Source organism: Streptomyces turgidiscabies Car8 (assembly GCF_000331005.1).
In the GTDB taxonomy this organism is placed as follows: Bacteria; Actinomycetota; Actinomycetes; order Streptomycetales; family Streptomycetaceae; genus Streptomyces; species Streptomyces turgidiscabies.
This window is the reverse complement of sequence record NZ_AEJB01000361.1, coordinates 354070-371342: the sequence shown is the minus strand read 5'-3', so window position 1 is coordinate 371342 and position 17273 is coordinate 354070. Positions and strand designations below refer to the sequence as shown.

Annotated in this window: 15 protein-coding genes; all 15 read right to left on the bottom strand. The window is 69.5% G+C overall.

Translation table 11 applies throughout. The features are described 5' to 3' along the window. Positions 1-23 precede the first annotated feature (23 nt). The 15 genes from STRTUCAR8_RS25705 to STRTUCAR8_RS25635 all read right to left on the bottom strand — a co-directional run bounded on the left by STRTUCAR8_RS25705 (position 24) and on the right by STRTUCAR8_RS25635 (position 17069). A complete protein-coding gene (locus tag STRTUCAR8_RS25705; RefSeq protein WP_006379243.1) occupies positions 24-560 on the bottom strand; it encodes a GAF domain-containing protein in 537 nt (178 codons plus the stop codon). After that, positions 557-1186: a GTP-binding protein gene (locus STRTUCAR8_RS25700; RefSeq protein ID WP_006379151.1), complete on the bottom strand. Its 630-nt coding sequence runs from the start codon at positions 1184-1186 to the stop codon at positions 557-559. The genes STRTUCAR8_RS25705 and STRTUCAR8_RS25700 overlap by 4 nt, the downstream gene beginning before the upstream one ends. Next, positions 1167-1547, bottom strand: a complete 381-nt coding sequence (locus tag STRTUCAR8_RS25695; protein WP_006378744.1) for a DUF742 domain-containing protein — start codon at positions 1545-1547, stop codon at positions 1167-1169. The genes STRTUCAR8_RS25700 and STRTUCAR8_RS25695 overlap by 20 nt, the downstream gene beginning before the upstream one ends. Further along, positions 1534-2016 carry a roadblock/LC7 domain-containing protein gene (locus STRTUCAR8_RS25690; RefSeq protein WP_044472822.1) on the bottom strand — a complete coding sequence of 161 codons (483 nt, stop codon included), beginning with the start codon at positions 2014-2016 and terminating at the stop codon, positions 1534-1536. Before STRTUCAR8_RS25690 ends, STRTUCAR8_RS25695 begins: the two co-directional genes overlap by 14 nt. Before the next feature lie 94 nt (positions 2017-2110). Next, positions 2111-3790, bottom strand: coding sequence for a sensor histidine kinase (locus tag STRTUCAR8_RS48425; protein ID WP_006378627.1), 1680 nt, complete (start codon positions 3788-3790; stop codon positions 2111-2113). Between the two features lie 207 nt (positions 3791-3997). Continuing rightward, complete coding sequence (locus STRTUCAR8_RS25680; RefSeq protein ID WP_006379283.1) at positions 3998-4192, bottom strand: hypothetical protein; 195 nt, start codon at positions 4190-4192, stop codon at positions 3998-4000. A 430-nt stretch (positions 4193-4622) separates the two neighbouring features. Beyond that, positions 4623-5861, bottom strand: coding sequence for a methyltransferase, FxLD system (fxlM, locus tag STRTUCAR8_RS25675; RefSeq protein WP_044472821.1), 1239 nt, complete (start codon positions 5859-5861; stop codon positions 4623-4625). Positions 5862-6064: 203 nt separating this feature from the next. Next, positions 6065-7249: a hypothetical protein gene (locus STRTUCAR8_RS25670; RefSeq protein WP_006379191.1), complete on the bottom strand. Its 1185-nt coding sequence runs from the start codon at positions 7247-7249 to the stop codon at positions 6065-6067. Next, a complete protein-coding gene (locus STRTUCAR8_RS25665; protein WP_006379081.1) occupies positions 7246-8250 on the bottom strand; it encodes a thiopeptide-type bacteriocin biosynthesis protein in 1005 nt (334 codons plus the stop codon). Before STRTUCAR8_RS25665 ends, STRTUCAR8_RS25670 begins: the two co-directional genes overlap by 4 nt. Beyond that, complete coding sequence (locus STRTUCAR8_RS25660) at positions 8232-9458, bottom strand: lanthionine synthetase C family protein (RefSeq protein WP_006379019.1); 1227 nt, start codon at positions 9456-9458, stop codon at positions 8232-8234. The genes STRTUCAR8_RS25665 and STRTUCAR8_RS25660 overlap by 19 nt, the downstream gene beginning before the upstream one ends. Further along, entirely contained in the window at positions 9455-12502 is a 3048-nt protein-coding gene (locus STRTUCAR8_RS25655; RefSeq protein WP_006378945.1) for a lantibiotic dehydratase, read from the bottom strand. Before STRTUCAR8_RS25655 ends, STRTUCAR8_RS25660 begins: the two co-directional genes overlap by 4 nt. An 87-nt stretch (positions 12503-12589) precedes the next feature. Next, positions 12590-12796 (bottom strand): FxLD family lanthipeptide, encoded by a 207-nt coding sequence (locus STRTUCAR8_RS25650; protein WP_006379227.1) that lies wholly within the window; start codon positions 12794-12796, stop codon positions 12590-12592. Between the two features lie 58 nt (positions 12797-12854). After that, the gene (fxlM, locus tag STRTUCAR8_RS25645; protein WP_006378734.1) at positions 12855-14078 is read right to left on the bottom strand and encodes a methyltransferase, FxLD system; all 1224 of its coding nucleotides are present in this window, start codon (positions 14076-14078) and stop codon (positions 12855-12857) included. A 349-nt stretch (positions 14079-14427) separates the two neighbouring features. Then, positions 14428-15678, bottom strand: coding sequence for a bifunctional class I SAM-dependent methyltransferase/NUDIX hydrolase (locus STRTUCAR8_RS25640; RefSeq protein ID WP_006378648.1), 1251 nt, complete (start codon positions 15676-15678; stop codon positions 14428-14430). After that, the gene (locus STRTUCAR8_RS25635; RefSeq protein WP_006378594.1) at positions 15675-17069 is read right to left on the bottom strand and encodes a phosphotransferase; all 1395 of its coding nucleotides are present in this window, start codon (positions 17067-17069) and stop codon (positions 15675-15677) included. The genes STRTUCAR8_RS25640 and STRTUCAR8_RS25635 overlap by 4 nt, the downstream gene beginning before the upstream one ends. Positions 17070-17273 lie beyond the last annotated feature (204 nt).

Genomic DNA, 17273 nt, shown 5'->3' with positions numbered 1-17273 from the left:
GGCCCTGGCGAAATACGGCAGTGCTACGCGCTGGTACGCCGGTAGAACTCGGCCATGAAGAGATCGCGCTGGTGATCGATGAGGGTCCATAGCGCGCGGCCTTCCGAGCGCTGTCGCGGCTCGGTGCCGACCCCGCAGATTGTGCCCAAGACGTCGTTGGTGCGCTCGTCGATGAGAGGCGCCCCTATGTATATGCGGACGCCGATCTCGTCGACGACCGGGTTGCCGGCGAAGTCGTCGTAGTCGAGGACGTCGGTCAGGACGAGTGAGCCTCGGCGCTGGACGACGTGCGGGCAGAAGCCGTGGGTCAGCGGCATGGTGCGGTCCACCGCGGGCAGTTCGCCTCCGGTGGGGTTGGCCAGGCCGATGAAGAACTGCTGGCTGCCGACCCAGTTGAGCATGGCGTACGGGGTGCCGGCCGCGCGGGCGACCTGCTGGGCGAAGGCGTCGAACGCGCCCACGGGCGGAGCCGCGGGGTCGAAGTGGTCGGGCAGGTGGCTCTGCCAGTCAACGTCGTGACCGGTGGCGGTCAGGAGACCGGACGGAGCGTGGGGATTCACAGCGCTGCTCCTTGCAGAAGGTGGGCAGAGACATCCGAGAGGTTGAGCACGTGGTCGACGAGATGGCCCAGGACGTAAGCGGCATCCGCTCTCTTGCGGGCATCGCACAGCACGACCGGAACCGTGGCCGCCAGCGCCAGGGCTGAGGAGACTTCGGCGGGGTCGTAGCGGCTGGCGTCGTCGAAGACGTTCACGGCGACCAGGAAGGGCAGACCGAGCCGCTCGAAGTAGTCGACCGCGTGAAAGCTTTCGTCGAGGCGGCGGGTGTCGACGAGGACAACCGCGGCGAGGGCTCCTCGCGTGAGCTCGTCCCACATGAACCAGAACCGGGTCTGCCCCGGTGTGCCGAACAGCATCAGGATGGTGTTCAGCTGCGGGAGGGTGATCCGGCCGAAGTCCATGCCGACGGTGGTCGCCGTCTTGTCGAACAGCAGCGTGAGGTCGTCCACGCCCTCTGAGGCTGTGGTGATCACAGCCTCGGTACGCAGCGGGGCGATCTCGGAGACGGCGCCCACAAACGTGGTTTTGCCGACCCCGAACCCGCCGGCGACGACGATCTTGACGGAGGTGGGCGTCGCACCGTCGAACAGGCGTGACAGCCAGAGATCAGAGCTTGTGGAGTGCATCGCTAAGGGCCTTCAGGAGAGCAACGTCGGGAAGGGCAGCGGAGTCCGTGGCGCTCATGGTGTTCAGCGCGCCGATGTCGATCAGTCGGGACATGAGGATCCTGGTGATCTGGAAGGGCAGCCCGATCAGGGCCCCGATCTCGGCGACGGCCAGGGGCCGCCCCCGGCACAACGCCACGGCCTGCTCGGCTTCCCGCGGCTGGCCGGGCGGCAGTTCTCCCTCGGCCCACAGCAGCGTCTGGATCTGCAGGTCGTGCGTGGGCCTGGTCTGGCCGCCGGTCAGGACGTAGAGGCTGGGGGCCTCGGTGTCCTCGACGGTCCAGGCCGGGCCGCCTGTGGCCGCCATCTCACTGGCCGTCACCGGAAGAGTCCCCACCCGCACGTGCTGGTGTTGCCAGCAGCTCGCCCATCCGGTTGATCAGGTCGACCATGGCGAAAGCGACGGCGCCCTCGTCCGCTTTCGTACGGGTCAGTACACCCAACACGCTCTGGACCTTGGCCGGATCACGTCCGGCGTTCACCGCCACGGCGGCCGGCGGGTATCCGGCGCTCATGATGAACAGGAGCCAGCTGCTCTTCCTGATAAGGACCTGCTCGACCGCGCCCTTGCCGTCGTCGATCCCGTGGGCGATGGAGTACATGCCGTTGATCACTGCGGCCAGACGGTCCGCCAGAGTGCCGTCCATCGCCGGTCCCGCGTGGGCCAGTCGCAGGCCGTCCTGCGAGGCGAGCAAGGCTCCGATCACTTCGGGCAGCCCCGCCAGGTCGTTGAGAGCCTGGTCTAGGACCAGGACCTCTTCCGGCTGGACTGCCGTCGAGTCGGTGGTCATCGAATTCTCCGAATCTCCGTACGCCGTACGGTCGGTACCCAGGTACGAATCCGGGCACAAAGGATGTGGACGGGACGCGGCAGCGGGCAGCTAGCTAGCCCGCGCTCCCGTCGGAGGGCCGTGCCGCGGGCCGATTGGGCAGGCCGGCCCCGTGGGCCTGCTCCGCACGAAGCACGCCCTGGGCGAAGTTGCTGACGAAAGTCGGATCCGGCAGCACCGTCGGGGCCGGGGCAGCATCCGGCACGGCAGGAGCCTCAGACTCACGGACGGTTGCCTGCGGTGTCCGCTGCGGCAACCTGGGTCGAGCGTCGTGCGGTGCACCCTCCGAAGACATCGCCGCACCCACTGACGAAGCGACGGGCTGCTGTGCCGGGACACGCCGCCCAGCCCGGGAGGGCAATGCCGCCAACCCCGCCGGGGCCTGGGCCGGAACCGGGACCTGGGCCGGCGGGCTGGGCCGGGGGCCTCCGGCCGGCTGGAGGACGGGGCGGGCCGCGAATTGCGCTGCCGGGCCCGGTGCAGCGCCACCATGTGCGGCAGGTTGAGCCCCCGAGGGGGCCGCCGGTTTGTCCCGCCAGAGCAGGAGTTTGTTCGGCACCACCACGAGCGCCGTGGTGCCGTGCATGAGGTTCTGCTGCAGCTTCACCTGGATGCCGTACCGGCGGGCGAGTCTGGCCACCACGAGCAGGCCGGTCTGGCGCAGGGCGAGTTGCTCGGCCAGGTCCGAGTCCTGGGGATCGGCCAGCATCCGGTTACGGCGGTCGAGCTCGACCTCGGCCATACCGATGCCGCGGTCCTCGATCTCCACGGCCAGACCCGCGGTGACCCGCGTCGCGCGCACGATGACCTGGCTGTCCGGCGGCGAACAGAGTGTCGCGTTCTCCTCCAGCTCGGCCAGCAAGTGGATCAGATCGGGTGCGGCGAAGCCCGGTATCTGTACATCCAGAGAGGATGTGTGCATGCGGACCCGGCGGTACTTCTCGATTTCCCCCGCCGCGCCACGCAGCAGATCCACCAGCCCGGTCGGCTGGTTCAGCTGGCGTGCCTTCACACCGCCCAGAACCGCCAGCCGTCCCGCCGACCGCCGCATCCGCTTGAGGAGATTGTTGACCTCGAACACGCTGTACAGCACGTCCGGGTCCTGGACCTGCTTGGTCAGCTCGGACACGGTGCCCAACGCCCGCACGAGCAGCAGGGTCATGCCCCCGGCGAGGTAGACGAGCGCTTGTGTCAGTTCCGTCTGCCGCCCGTTCGCCACCGCCCGCCACGCTTCGGCGTGCAGCCGGTGCAGCGCGGCCTCGGTTTCGCTCCACGGGTTGCCGTCGGACTTCGCCTGCGGTGTGCCGAAGTCGGGAGGGGAAGGCCGCTCGCCCCGGTTGATCTGCTCCAGAGCATCGCTGATGCTCTTGCGCCCTTCGTTCACACCGGACTGGAAATGCCGCAGCCAGCCGTGCACGGAATCGCTGTCCTCGCTGCGCTGCCGGTGCAGCGCAGCCGCCACGCGAACCGCCAGCCAGTCCGCGCAACTCAGCACGGCGAGACCAGTGGCTGCCACCACCGCCGCGATGATCCAGCCATCCCCATGGACGCGGACCGTCGTACCGACGGCAGCCGCCGTGCACAAGATCGCCGAGACCAGGAGAGCGGGCACGAGCACCAGAAGCCGCAGCCGCAGCCGCAGGCCCTTCTCGGTGCGCAGCGGTTCGGCACCGCGCGCACGCCGTCGCTGGCCACGCCGGTGACCATGTGGGCGCGGGCATGACAGATCAGACATTGGCGACCTCGCGGAACGTGGTCCTGACAGGGAGGACGGGAAGGCCGGCCGGGACCGGGCGAGCAGCGCACCGGCACAAGGTGCGCAAACAGTGGCGGCCATGCCGGGACGCGGGTGGGCGTGGCCGCCGGGGCACGCGGACCGGACCGCGGCCGACGGGGGAGGCGGCGTACGGTCCGGGCGCACGGGGGTGCCCCGGCGGCCGGTCTATATGCGGACCCTGCTGACCGTCTCGGCCACGCTCGCCACAACACTGCTGATGGACGGTGCGAGCGAGCTGTCGTGGAGATGGAAACCGAGGAGTACGGCTGCTGCGGCATGGCCGGCCTTGAGGCCGCCTTTGCTGATCAGTAGCCACACCATCACGGCCAGCACAAGGACCAAGGAGAGGGTGATGCTCACGAAAGCGGGTCTCTGCTGGGGGTATGTTCCCGAGAAACCGCACGTGGCCGATCAGCTGAGCGGCGATGACCGGCGAGTCCGCGGGAGTTGGGATGCCTGCGCAACTGGTGGCCTCGATGATCCAGGCACGGCCGCGATAGGCCGTTACGCCAGCTAAGGCGGGAAACAGGGCGGGCACGGTGTCCTCCGGGTGCGCAGACTTGTCGTCTTAGCGTCTTGTCCGCGACGCCCGGGTGACCGTTTCCGGCCTGCGTTGATTTTACAGGTAAACCAGGTAAGTAATCGATACTCTCAGGTCACAAGCCTGTGAAAAATTCGTGCTGCACAAGGGTGTTGGGATCCAGAACGGGAAATGCCGCTGCTCTGCATGCTCGGTGATGCGGGTCGGCCGGGCTGAAATTCTCTCCATTGTTGTGATGGCATCGCCGGCTCAACTCCTGAGGGGCCATTCGACGACGAGACGGCTGCAGGGCTTGTCCATGACGAAGCGTGACTCGGAGGCCGTGAGTCGGTTGCGGGCGGCACCGACGGCCATGCGGAAGGTGGGTTCGGGCGAGTTGTTACCCCAGGTTTGGTTCCACTCGCTGATTTCGGTGGCGACCTGGTCGGCAGGTTCGGCGGCGCGCGGGCCGTGGCCCATGACACCGAGCTGCCAGAACGTGCCGTGCTCGTCCTCGCCTTCCTGCTTCGTGAGGTAGGCCAAGGAGTCATTGTCGAGTGCGGTCATCGAGCCCCAGCCGAAATTCGGGATGAGGCCGGAGCGGGATCCCGGCATCCGGGACAGGCCGTTCGGCAACACATACGCCAGATACAGGTAGAGCCACTGATAGGCATCGCCCTTGCGGAACTTCACGTTGGTGTAGATCTCGGCCGGGGGCTGGTCCAGGACCGTGCGGATCGCCTCGCGGTCGACATTCTGCTCGCTGTAAGTCTCCAAGCGCACATCGCCTTCACCTGCCATGTCGACCATGGTTCGGACATCGTTGCAGACGCCCTTGCGCAGGGGGACGAACGTCATCATCTCGGTTGAGACCGTCCGCCAGGTCTGGCCGTCGCGTTCGAACGCGAAGCTGCGGGAGATGCTCCCGCGAATCCGCATCGGGATGACCAGGCGTCCACCGGGGGCGAGCTGGTCGAGAATCCGTACGGGAATGTCGCCGGCGCCCACTGTGAAATGAATGCGGTCGAAGGGCCCGTGCTCGGGCAGACCGGCAGCGCCGTCGCCCAGCGCGACCGTGACGTTGACGGCCCCGGCCTGCACTAGGTTCTTCCGCGCGCCGTCGACGAGGTCCTGGTCAACATCCAGGGTCCACACATGGCCTTCGAGGGCCACGAGTTCTGACAGCAGCCGGGCGTTGTAACCGGTGCCGGCCCCGGCTTCGAGGATCTTGTGGCCGGGCTGGGCGCCCAATTGTTCGAGCTGGGTGGCGACGATGGAGGGTGCGGAGATACAAGAAAGCATCGCGCCCGTCGCGTCGTGCTTGATCGCCACGGCGTCGTCGACGCAGGCGCTCTGAAGGTCGACACCGGGGAGGAACCGGTGGCGATCGGTGCCCCGGAACGCGGCGATGACTTCCGGGGTGCGCAGGTGGCCGCTGTCGATGAGGCGGTTCACGAGCTCGTCGCGCCATACGGCGGGGTCGGTGACGGGCGTCACGGTGGTTTCCATTCGCGCGAGGTTAGGGGCTGGCGGGGTGGAATGACGGGGAGGCGCGTCGGTAGCTTGCGCCTCCACACAGGCGACTTGGCGGCGCATCCGATGCGCCAGCCTCCTGCTGGCCGGAAGCACTCAGGTGTGGTCGGAAGCGGCGCTTGTGTGGCGGGTGAGAGCCGCACGCGTCCCACGCCTCCAGAGCATCGGCGGTCGTTGCATCAGCTGACGCCTGGCCGTCTCGCACGCGGCGATACACCTCCCCCCTCAGTGAGGCACTGAGCGAGGCTCGCCTCAGCCGTGCTGACAGCCCGCATCATCGTGGACAGCACCGATTCCGGCAGGGAGCCGCGGTCGAGGCAGCCGTCGTGGACGATCGCCTCCAGCTCGCGGCGTGACCACCCGCCAGCCGGTGGAGCGGGGTGGCGGAGGATTTCGCGTGCTGCGTACGCGTCCCGCGCATGCGTGGTGTCGCTGACGATCGCGTCGTACAGGGGGCGTGCGAGGATTTCGCAGCCTTCCGGCGTCAGGTCGATCGCCGCCAGGATCAGCCGCACCCGGAACATGCGCAGGTGTGGCGAGTCCGGCTCCAGGGCATCCCGCACGGCGAGTGCCGTAGCGGCGAACCCTTTTGCTGTGGCGCGGCCCGCCAGGTGGTCGGCGTAGTGGCGGAGGATCTGCGCGACGGCTTCCTCCCACGGTTCGGTGATGGTGGTCTTGTCGATCAGGGAGCTTGCCGCGTCCTGTGCGCCGGTGTGCAGGCTCGCCACGACGTGCGCTTGCCTGCTGCCGTGCAGCCGCTCGGGTTCTTTGTCGTAGGTGGTCGCGTGCTCTGCCGCTTGACGCCATTGGCCGGCGGCGACCAGGAGCCGGGTTCCGTCGTCGAGCAGGAGGTCGTGGAGCCAGGGCTGGATGTGGTCCAAGGTGGCTTCGGTGGTGAAGCCCGTCAGGTCGATGGGCTGTCCGTGGACGGTCACGGTGCCGCCCTCGTGTGCAGCGCGGTGCACGCTCATGAGCTGCTGATAGGCGGCATGCGGGTCGCCCGTTCGGGCGGTCAGTCGTACGAGGTTGACGGTGGGCTGGAGGCTGGCGATGGCGGTGTCCCCGGTGACGGGCCATGCGGCCTGGAAGAGACGGAGCTGACGCAAGCAGAGGTCTGTCGCCAGGTCGGTCAGCCCGCAGTCGGAGGCGATCAGCGCGGACAGGTTCCAGGTGGCGCATGCGAGGTTGATCCGGTCGAGGAGGGGTCCGTCTTGCGTCGACTTGTCTCCGCAGGTGCGGACTTCGTCGATCCGGGCGGCGAAGCTGGGGTAGACGAGGTGGGACCGGCTGACCAGCGGAAACCTCCTGGAGAGCCGACGGAGCCTTGCCTGTGGGGCCTGTGGGGCCTGTGGAGGCGCGGTCACAGCATTGGCCTTTCCAGGGGTTCAACGGGATACAGGATCGCGGTATGTGCCGCGTGAGCGAGAACGCTCTGGGTACGGGCGGGCAGGCCGAGCCGGTTCCAGTGGAAGATCACGTGGTAGCCGATGACCTCGCGCAGACCCCGATCGAGGGCTCCGTCCCGGGCGGCTGCGCCGAGGTCTCTTCCGGCTTGCCGAAACGCGCTCACCCAGTCGGTGGCGGGCTTGAGGGTGCGCACCGACTGGAGCATGGGGCCAGAGAGGCTGGTGTCAGCGATGAGCAGCTGTCGGAGGCTGTCGGCCATGGCGTGGACTTTGACGGCCGGAACGTCTGAGGGAAGAGGACGTTCCCGGATGACGCGGTGCCACACGTCTCCTTGCTCGTACCACTCCAGTCCGGCGGCGCGCATCAGGGTCGCGCACAGCAGCAGTGACAACTCCCGGCGGCCCAGCTCGCCATGGCCGGTGGTGAGGATGGCGTTGCTGTCGGCGTGGAACAGGGTGTGGGCGATGGTCATGCTTGTGTCGCCGCCGAACGCTGCGGTTTCGGGCTCGTAGATGCCGGGCCACCAGCGGTGGATGTGTCCGGCTGCCGTGAGTTCGTCGAGCAGGTCGGCCAGCGCCAGGGGAAGCTGCTGCGTCCCGAAGGCCGGGAGCAGCCGCATCCGCCAGCACGGGTGCTTACGGATGAACCACCACCCGGTGATCAGACCGTCCTGTTGGGCCAGGTCCAGGACGGGGACGAGGTGGTCGGAGGCGGTCTGCTCGGCCTTGTCCCAGTCGGTGAACTGGATGTACAGCTGTCGCCATGCCGGGGGTCCCGCCTGCTGGGCGAGGGCCTGTTGCCCGGCCTGCTGGTAGACGGTGACGGCGGCGTCCAGGTCGGCGGGTTCGAGTCCGGCGCGGGCTGCGGCGGTGTCCGTGTCGGTGCCGGCCAGGACGTCCAGGACGGCGTGCAGGGTCGCGTCCAGGCGGGAGGGTTGGTTCAGTCGATCAGTAGACATGCGTCCCATCCCGAGGTCGGCGCGGCGTCGTGGGCTGCGGTGGTCAGGGCCAGAGCGGTGCCCGCGTCGCCTCGCAGGAGGCCGGGGTCGCGGCCGGGTTGGGCGTGCTGGGTCAGGGCGGCGGCCAGGTCGGGCAGGGTGGCGCGCAGGGCCGGGGTGGCGGCGTCGTGGGCGGCGCGGAAGGCGGTCTGGTAGACGCCCGCCCAGCCGTGGCACAGGCTGGCGTCGGTGATCTTGGACAGCTGATCGGGGTCGGTCAGGCAGTGGACCAGGGCGTCCTCGTACAGGCGCTGGCGCGCCGGGTCGCGGCGGGCGAGGGCGGCGAGCTGTCCGGCGCGGGCGATGCCGGGGGTGCCGTAGCACCAGCTGGGCCGTGCCGAGTCGCGTTGAACGGGACGGCCGGCGCGGAGTTCACCGAGGTGGAGGTGCTCGGGCCACCAGGAACCGGCGGGGCCGTCCTGCCGCCACGTGTCGAGCCAGTGAAGGATGGTGTCGACGGCGTCTTCCTGGCCGTCGACGCTCACGCCTTGGCGCAGGGCGCGGGCAAGGAGCAGCAGGGGGCCGGTGATCCCGTGGGCGGCGCCGAAGTTGGCGTGGCCGGCGGGGACGGTGGACGGGGTGAGGTCGGGCTGGTGATCGACCCACCAGCCGGGCAGCCCGCCCAGGTCACCGTGTCGGATGGGGCGGGTCAGTTGTACGAGGTAGGCCAGGACGCGTGCCATCGCGGTGCCGGACGGGGACCGGCGCAGCAGGTAGGCGCCGATGCCGGTGAGCCCGTAGAAGATGTCGTACTCGTGGAAGCCGGCTGGACGGCCGTGGCGGATGCGAGTTTGCGCTGCGTCGCATCTGCGGTGGGCGAGTTGAGCCACGTGGTGGTCCAGGACTGCCAGCGCTTCCTGGTACCGGGGTGCCTCGGCGGTGACGGCGCAGTTGAGCATGAACGCTGCCGCAGGTGCCCCCAGGTACAGGCCGCTGCTGTCGGCGGCGCTGACGGGGGTGGCGACGGCGGTCTTGATCCAGGGGTGTGCCTGCTGCCAGGTGCCGTCCCTGGTACGGGCGCGTTCGATGTGCAGGAGCGCGGATCCTGCGGCGCCGGCGGCCAGGTCCTGCGCCGCCCAGGGCTGGTCTTCGGGCGGCGGGAGGGGGGTGGCCAGGTGGCGGGCGAAGGTGTCCGCCAGCACGGCTGGGCTGGTTGGTGCGGTGGTCACGGCTGCCGCTCCCGGTGTCGCAGGGCGCAGGCTCGGGTGAGCCTGCCGGTGGCGCGTTCGTGATCGGGGTCGACGGGCAGCGCCCGCACGCAGTGCTCGTGGAACAGCGACCGCAGCACGCTGTCGGCGTTGCGCTCGGTGGACAGTTGCTGCCGGTAGGCGGTCAGGGCGGCAGCGCGCTGGCGCCAGGCGGCGATGACAGCGGGGCCGCCCGGCAGGGCTTGGAGGGCAGTGTGCTCGGGATCGGCCAGGGCCAGGGCCAGCGTGACGCGCTCCCGGGCGAGAGGGCCGCGTTCTTGAGGGAGCGTGCGGGTCAGCCAGTCCGACGCCTGATCTGCGTCGCCGGTGAAGCGCACCGTCAGGTCGAACATGCTCGCGGCGGTCAGGGCCTGCCCGGTGGCGGCGTCATCCGCGGCGGCACGGATCTGCGCCACGCCGGCGGCCGAGTCCGCGGCGAACACCAGGTGCGCGGCGTCCAGAGCGGAGCCATGCCCGTACGGGCCGGACTTCGGCGGGTGGGTGGTCAACTCCAGGTGGCTCGCCAGATGTTGGCTGCCGAGGGCGTCTGCCCAGGCGGTGACCTGTTGGGCTGCTGCGCCGAAGGCGGCTGGATCGGGGAGGCGAAGGTACAGATCCAGATGCTGGTCGGAGGCCGGGCGGGTGGTGTCGCGATGGCGCCTGAACCACCACAGCGGCATGGTGGCGAACTGGTCGAGCAGAGTGGGCAGGTGGCCGGTCAGTATCTCGTCGTAGCGCTGGGGGTGCGCGAACAGCCGGGCATGCAGGACGGTGGGCTGGCTGGGCGTCCCGGTGGCGGCAGCCGGCTCCGGCAGGCGGGGCTGGTCGGCGGGGGTGGAGTTCGCCAGTGGGATCAGGAGCTCGTGGGGGCGGCCGATCCATGCCCAGTCCCGCGCAGTGGTGCTTTCGCGCAGTTCGACAACGCGGTTGCGGTCCACGCCGGCGCGCAGCAGTGCTCGGTGGATGTGCTGGTCGAGGTCGAGGGGCAGCTGCTGGCCGTCTTCGACCAGAGCAAGGTGATCGGGGACGCGGAGCCGTTCGCGCCATCGGGCCAGTGCCTTGTCCCAGTCGGCCATGGGGGCGGACCGGCCGGGCAGTTCCTCGGCGGACAGCAGCCAACGGGCAGGCGCGAGGATCGTCCGCTTGTACCGCACGCGTGGCAGGTAGGGCAGGGTGGCGGCGACGCCGAAGGTGAACGCCCGGTAGGCGGCGCTGCGGGCGGTGGTGATCTCCGCTAGGAACCTGGCGAGCGGCGGTGTGTGGACGGACGCTTCCAGCGCGTGGGTGACGCGAGGCTCGACGTGCTGCCCCGTTGACCTGCGCACCAGATAGAACCGGCGGGTATCGGCGGTCACCGCCAGGTCGTCGAGCGGGATCACGCCGGGACCGGGCTCGTGGTGCTGGCCGAGAGGGATGGTGTAGGGCAGGACCTGCATGGTGCGGGCGATGTTCTCGTTGCGGCGCCGGCGAGGGGTGAACGACAGCTGCGCCGCGATGGCGCCGGGGCCGGCGGTCGCGTACGAGTCGGTGAGCGCGGTCTGAGCGGACGGCGGGAGCAGGTGCGCGAACCGGCCGAGCATGCTGCTGCCGGGGCGGGGGGCGCCGGTGACCAGCAGCCGGTAGTCGCCGCACTGCACGGCATCCAGAGTGGGGGCGTGGATCTCCACGGCGATCTCGGCCCGGGGCACGGGCAGTAGCGGTTCGGTGTGGTGGGCGGTCAGGTCGGCGATCGTCGCCCGGGTGAGGACTAACTCACGCCTCCCGTCGAGCATCGCCTCCTGGAGCAGGCGCAGGATCTTCTCGTCCCGGTCGGTCACCTCATATGGCGGGCGGGCGCGCTCGGAGCCCAGGAAGCCGGCGGGCAGGCAGAGGCCGCTGTCCGCGACCAGATCCAGTACGGGCACGAGGGCCTCGTTGCCGTACCGGTCGAGGAACCGCTGGTGGTAGTCGCGCCATTGCGGATACCCGTACGGATGAGGCGACAGTTGGTGCATGACCTGGGCGGCCTCGGCGGCTTCGGCCAGGAGGGCTTCGGGGATGTGGGCGGTGCAGTCCAGTGCGGCGTCGACCAGCAGCGGGACGCGGCCGGTGGCACTCACATGCTGCATGCTCTGCGTCAGCGGGTCGCCGAGCGTCCAAGGGGCGACGGTGTCCGGGTGCTTCAAGCCTCCCCGGATCGAAGCGAGCTGGGAGGCCAGGTCTGCGCTGTCGGGTATGCCGGTGGCGTCTGCTTTCTCCAGCTCATCGCATATGTGGGCGAGCGTATCGACGGACGTCATCGGGGGCCACAGGCTGCTGATCAGGATGTGCTTGCTCAGTAGGTCGGAGATCAGGCCGGCGAGCTGCTCGGGGCGCGCGGTGGGGAACTGCCCGGACAGACGGTGCACGAGCAGCTCGTACGGGATCGGGGTGCGGGCAGCCTCCAGCACGGCGGCCACGGGCCGGGTGAGGCGGACCGACAGCTCGATGGGGGCGTAGCCGGAGGTGTGCGCGTCGGTCGGCATCCCGTCCACCACGTGCCGGGTGCCGCGGGAGCGGCCGGTGTTGTTGGCCACGACCGTCAGCCGGGCCAGCAGGGCGGGGTGGCTCTCCAGGCGGGTAATGACGTCCGTCAGCCAGTCGGAATCAGGACGCAGAGCAGTCCGGTACCCCTCACCCCACAGAATGTGGGCGGCTTGAGCGGGCTCAGCGGGAGCGACGCCGGCGAATACCCCGAACGGGGTGGGCCGGTGGTTCCACCGCAGGAGGTACGCGGCAACAGACCGGACGGCCCGCCTGATACGGCGGTCGTCGGTGACGGTGCCGTTCAGGATCTCGGCGACACGCTGACACAGGACGGGGCTGGCCGCGGACAGCGCCGTCGGCACTGGAGCGCGCCATACCTCCTCCAGCCACCGCCGACCGCGGATCGTGGCGTCGTCGCCGTGCAGGTCAAAGTCCGGCACGGGGATCGGCCGGGAAGCGGTGGAGGCGCGCAGCAGCATTCCGGGCTGCCACTGATACGTGAGGGGTATTCCGTGGGCCACCGGTGTCCCTTCCTGTTGTGGGGTGCGCGGACGGGTGGTGCCGGGGCGGCAGCGATGATCGGCTGCCGCCCCGGCGGACGCCGCGTGTCAGGCGGCGTCTTCGATGGATGACTGGCAGGCGCTGGCCCCGTTCACGCAGGTGTTGCCGCAGCCGTCGCTGGTGGGGCACATGAGGACGGTGAGGGGACTCTCGGAGATGACGACCCGGATGTCGAGCTCGAAGTCGTCGTCGGCGAGGGCGTCGGCCGGCAGGCCGACCGGGGCGGGGACGCTGTGCAGTACGGCGGTGGTCATGTCATCACTCTCTTTGTCCGATGGGATGGTGCAGAACGCCCTGGCCCAGCGCCGTGGTTCAGACGGTCGGCCAGGAGATCGAAATCCGGCTGTGCCTCTTGTCGATGATCCGGTCGCCGGTGATCCGGTCATCGGGCGTGCCCGCCGGGTAGACGGCGATGCGTGGCCCGTCATTGCCGCGGACCTTTTCGCCCCAGGTGCGGAGGATGTCGGCGATTCGCTCAGCGAACTCGGCCGCGTCGGGTCCGAAGGCGTGGACGCCGTACTCTGCGGTCTTCTTCTCGGTGTCGCGGCGCACGACGGTGTAGGCGAAGTGCGGCCCGTCGATGGCGACCATGGACCAGCTGCTGCCCGTGGGACCGATCCTGCCGGTGGTCAACTCGGGGTCGGCGGACATGAAGCAGTACGTCGGGACCTGCGTGGACAGATACATCTGGAGGGTGCCGATGGGCTCCTGGCTGGCGACGGTCACCCCGGTCCACGTCTCGGCGCGGGCGCTGTTCAGGACGCCGTCCAGCAGCGACGGGTTGGCGGGCAAGCCCTCGTCGAAGCGCAGCGTCACGCCCTCCTCGCCGGGGAACTGCATGACCTGCTGCGCGTGGGAGCCGGCGCCCTGTGCCGCCACGAAACCGCACACGTGGGCGCTGGTGGCGACGAGGTGGTCAGCCTGCCGGACGAACCCGTACGTGCGGGTCAGGCCGTTGATGCGGAGCGGCACGACGAGCCGGCCGTCGTCCTTGAGCTGGTCGATCCAGGCGGGCGGGATGTCCCAGGCGCCGACCGTCACCACGATCGCGTCGTAGGGGGCGTGCTCGGGAAGGCCGTTCTCGGCGTCGGCGACGACGACGTTGACGCCCGCGTAGCCGGTCTCGGTGAGGAACCGCTTGGCTCGGTCGGCGGGCGCGGGGTCGATGTCGACGGTGGTGACCTGACCGGTGGGCCCGACCAGCTCCGCGAGGTAGGCGGCGTTCGGCCCGTTGGTGCCGATCTCCAGCACGTTGTCGCCCGGGCGGATGCCGGCCTGCTCCAGCTGCATCGCCTGGATCTGCGGAGCGGACACCGAGCTGGTGTGATTGCCGTGCTCGTCCTCCTTGGTGATCACGGCGTCGTACGTGCTGTACGCGTTCTCCAGTGACGCCTCCGGTACGGCTAGGTGCCGGGGCACCTTGCGCATGGCGGCCTCGACCGTGGGTGACACGATCGTGCCGTCCTCCTTGAGCTGGTCGACGACCTTGTTGCGGAGCTGGGTGGCCTCGTCGGGGGCCACGGTCACATCGGTCATAGAGGGGTTCCTTACGGGCCTCGTGCGCCTTCGCCTCTGGCGTCGGCGCCAACTGCATGGTGGTTCGGTGATGGATGCAGGCTGGTGGAAGCCGGCTGTCGTTCAGTGCCCCAGGGGCAGCTCCTGGATACGTTCGAAGGTGTAGGTGTGGCGGTCGGTATGGGTGCGTCTCCATCACCCGCCACACGGACTCGATTTGTACGGTCATGTGGTGGCGGGCGCGGCGCAGCACGGAGGCTAGCGGCGTGGATCATGCCGACGGTCAGCTCAGAGCACTGGTTCTGGTCGGGCGTGGTCGGTAGCCGGAGGTTGAGTCGGTGGTAGGTGCCGAATCGGAACAGCGCTGGTGTCACGGAGGACTCCTTCGTGCATCGCCGTGTCTGCGCGGCCGAGGCGGACGGGAGGAATCCACGGGGTAGCGGTGGGCGGGTGGATGGTCGATGGGCAGGTCGGGGCGCCAGCAGCGCAGGACCTGCGCGGAGGGCACGAACAGTGGGCTGGGCAGGGAGTCCAGCGGGTGCCATCGCCATTCCGTGACGGTCTTCGGTTCCTTGGCGGTCGGTGTGCCGTCGAAGCCGCGGATCACGACGGCGGCGGTGAGGCGGTTGATGTCGTGTCGTGCGTCCAGGAGCAGTGCGAGGACCCGGACGTCCTTGGGGTCTGCCACGAGACGGGTCTCCTCGGCGAGTGCACGCATCGCCGCGCTCTCGATCGATTCGACCGCGGAGGCCGATGCGTCCACTTTGCCGCCGGGTAACTCGTGGGTACCCAGGCGGTGTTGGCCTATCAGGACGTGGCCGTCCGGATTGGTGACGATGACGCAGACGCCCAGGGCCGCCTGTGGGAGGGGTGACCACTGGCTGCGTTCCTGTGTCAGGACTCGGGGTGTGTCGGGGTGGATGAGGCGGCGGGCCTGGATGAGCTGGACCACGACGGGGTTGTCGGCGTCCGGCGCGTGCAGCAGTTCGATGGACTCGACGGCGAAGCCGTTCTCGGCCAGGAGCCGCTCCCAGACGTCGGGGGCGAGAATCCACATCTGGACCGGGATCGGCTGGGTCTGCGCCAGCCTTATCTCCTCCTGGCGGGAGGCGATGGCGGAGGAGGGACCCCGCCCGTCGAGATTGGTGTGCAGGGTGGAGAACACCAGCCGCCCGCCCGGCCGGATCCCGTCCCGCAGCACGGGCAGCAGCCTGCACGGGTCGATGAAGACCAGGCCGTGCACGGAGTAGACGAGGTCATAGGGCTCGGTGTCGCGCAGGTGTGCCACAGCGTCACCGAGGAGGTACCGCACGCCCGGCAGGTAGGTGAACCGGTGGCGGGCGCGCTGCTGCTGGGTGGCGGAGATGTCGATGGCGTCGATGAAGGCCGCGTGGGCTCGCGCGAGGTGCGCGGCGTGGACGCCGGCTCCGGAGCCGATGTCCAGCAGGCGGTGTCCGGCGATGTTGCCCAGGACGCTCGTACCGGGGCCGGTTCCCCAGAATCCCCAGTCGATCTCGGTGACTTCCGGCGGCCGGTAGCCACGGTCGAGCTGCCGCTGCCCGTACTCCAGCCAGCCGTCCTCGTTCACCTGTTCCGGTGTCACGGAATCGGAGGTGCTCACGCTGCGTCCTTCCGGAGTCGGTACAGGGTGCGGTGGCCGCGTTCGACGAGTTCGGGGTCGCCGTGGGCGGCGCCGTACTGGATGCCGCTGAGGGCGTCGAGCGCGGACAGGCCCTGCAGTGCCTGGGCCTCGTCGGGCGACAGTGAGCGGGCGTAGCCGTCGAAGATGGCTGCCTGGCGGGCCGGGGCGTTCGCCCAGGTGTCGGCGATCCGGATGAAGTCACTGACGAGGGGGCCGACTTCGGCCCGCTCGAAGTCGATGAGGGCGAGCAGCATGCTGTCGTCGAGGAGCAGGTTGCGCAGCTGGATGTCGCCATGGCGTGGGCCGTGGGGAATGGGCGGCAGGGTCGTCAGGCGCTGGGCGAGGCGGCGGATCAGTTTCTCCTCCCCCGGTTCCAGGAGTCCGTCGGCTGCGGTCAGTTGGCGTTCCAGTTTCGCCAGGCCGCCCACGGCGGGCGCCATCATGGGCGGCTCGCAGGAGTGCAGGACGCGCAGGAGCTGTCCGAGCTGGCGGTAGACCGTTTGCCAGGTCGGCTCGTTCAGGTCGGCGTCGTGAAGATTGATCCCGGCATGGGCGGTGATGACGGCAGCGAACTGGTCGGGGTCGGCGGCCACGAGCTGGGGTGCGTGACTCCGGCCGAGCGCGGGAACCCAGCGTCGGTAGGCCGCCACCTCGCGTTCGTGGAACTTGGTGTTCTGGTGCACTTTGAGGAACCAGCTGCCGCCGCTACGGCCGGTCAGCTTCCACACGCGGGATCCCTTTCGCGCCCAGGACGAGTCGGTGACGGCGTGCAGGGGGCCGATGGCCTGTTCGGCGAAGTCGGCGAGTCGTTCGCCGAGCACGGCGCGCGCGTCCGGAGCCCGGGTGGACAGGGGGTAAAGGCGGCTGGGCCCAGCTGGATCGTAGGCGATGGGGTCGTCCGGCTCCTGGAGGTGAAGGGCCACGGTGTGGCCGTGACGGTACGCCTCCAGGCCGGCACGGCAGTAGGCGACCATGTCGGCGGGAGGCTCGTTGAGGGGGAACCAGCCGAGTTGGGAGCAGCTGTCCGGTTCGGCGATGCGCGGGTGGCCGAACCACTGGGTGACCTCGAAGAACCAGACGCTGAGGTTCTCGCCCCCGGGAGAGCGGTGCTGCATCACCAGCGCGAAACGGACGTTCTCCGGGCGGATGAGAATCCCGAGTTCCTCTTCGGCTGCGCGGATCAACCTGGTGACCACGTCCTCGAAGTCGCCGTCGAGATGCCCGGACGGCATGTGTAGCAGCCCCGAGGCATAGGTGTCGCCCGCCCGCCGGCTCAGCAGCACCCTGTTGCCGCGCCGCAGAATGAGATGGACGTCGCGGTGGCGTTGCGCCCTGTCGCCGCCCCGATCTGAGGCTGTTTGCCCGTTCACCGCTGGCCTGCCGGACGGGGGTGCGGCCGGTGCGCTCTCGCGTCCGGGCAGCAGGGCGTGGCATCGGCCGACCGCCCTGCAAAGGGGTTTACGGGAACGCGCGAGAAGTCGCGGGTGTTGGGCATGCGGATCTCCGGGGTGCAGACGTGACGTCCAGCGTCAGTGACCGCGACGCCCGGGTGCCCGTTTCCGGACGCCACGGAG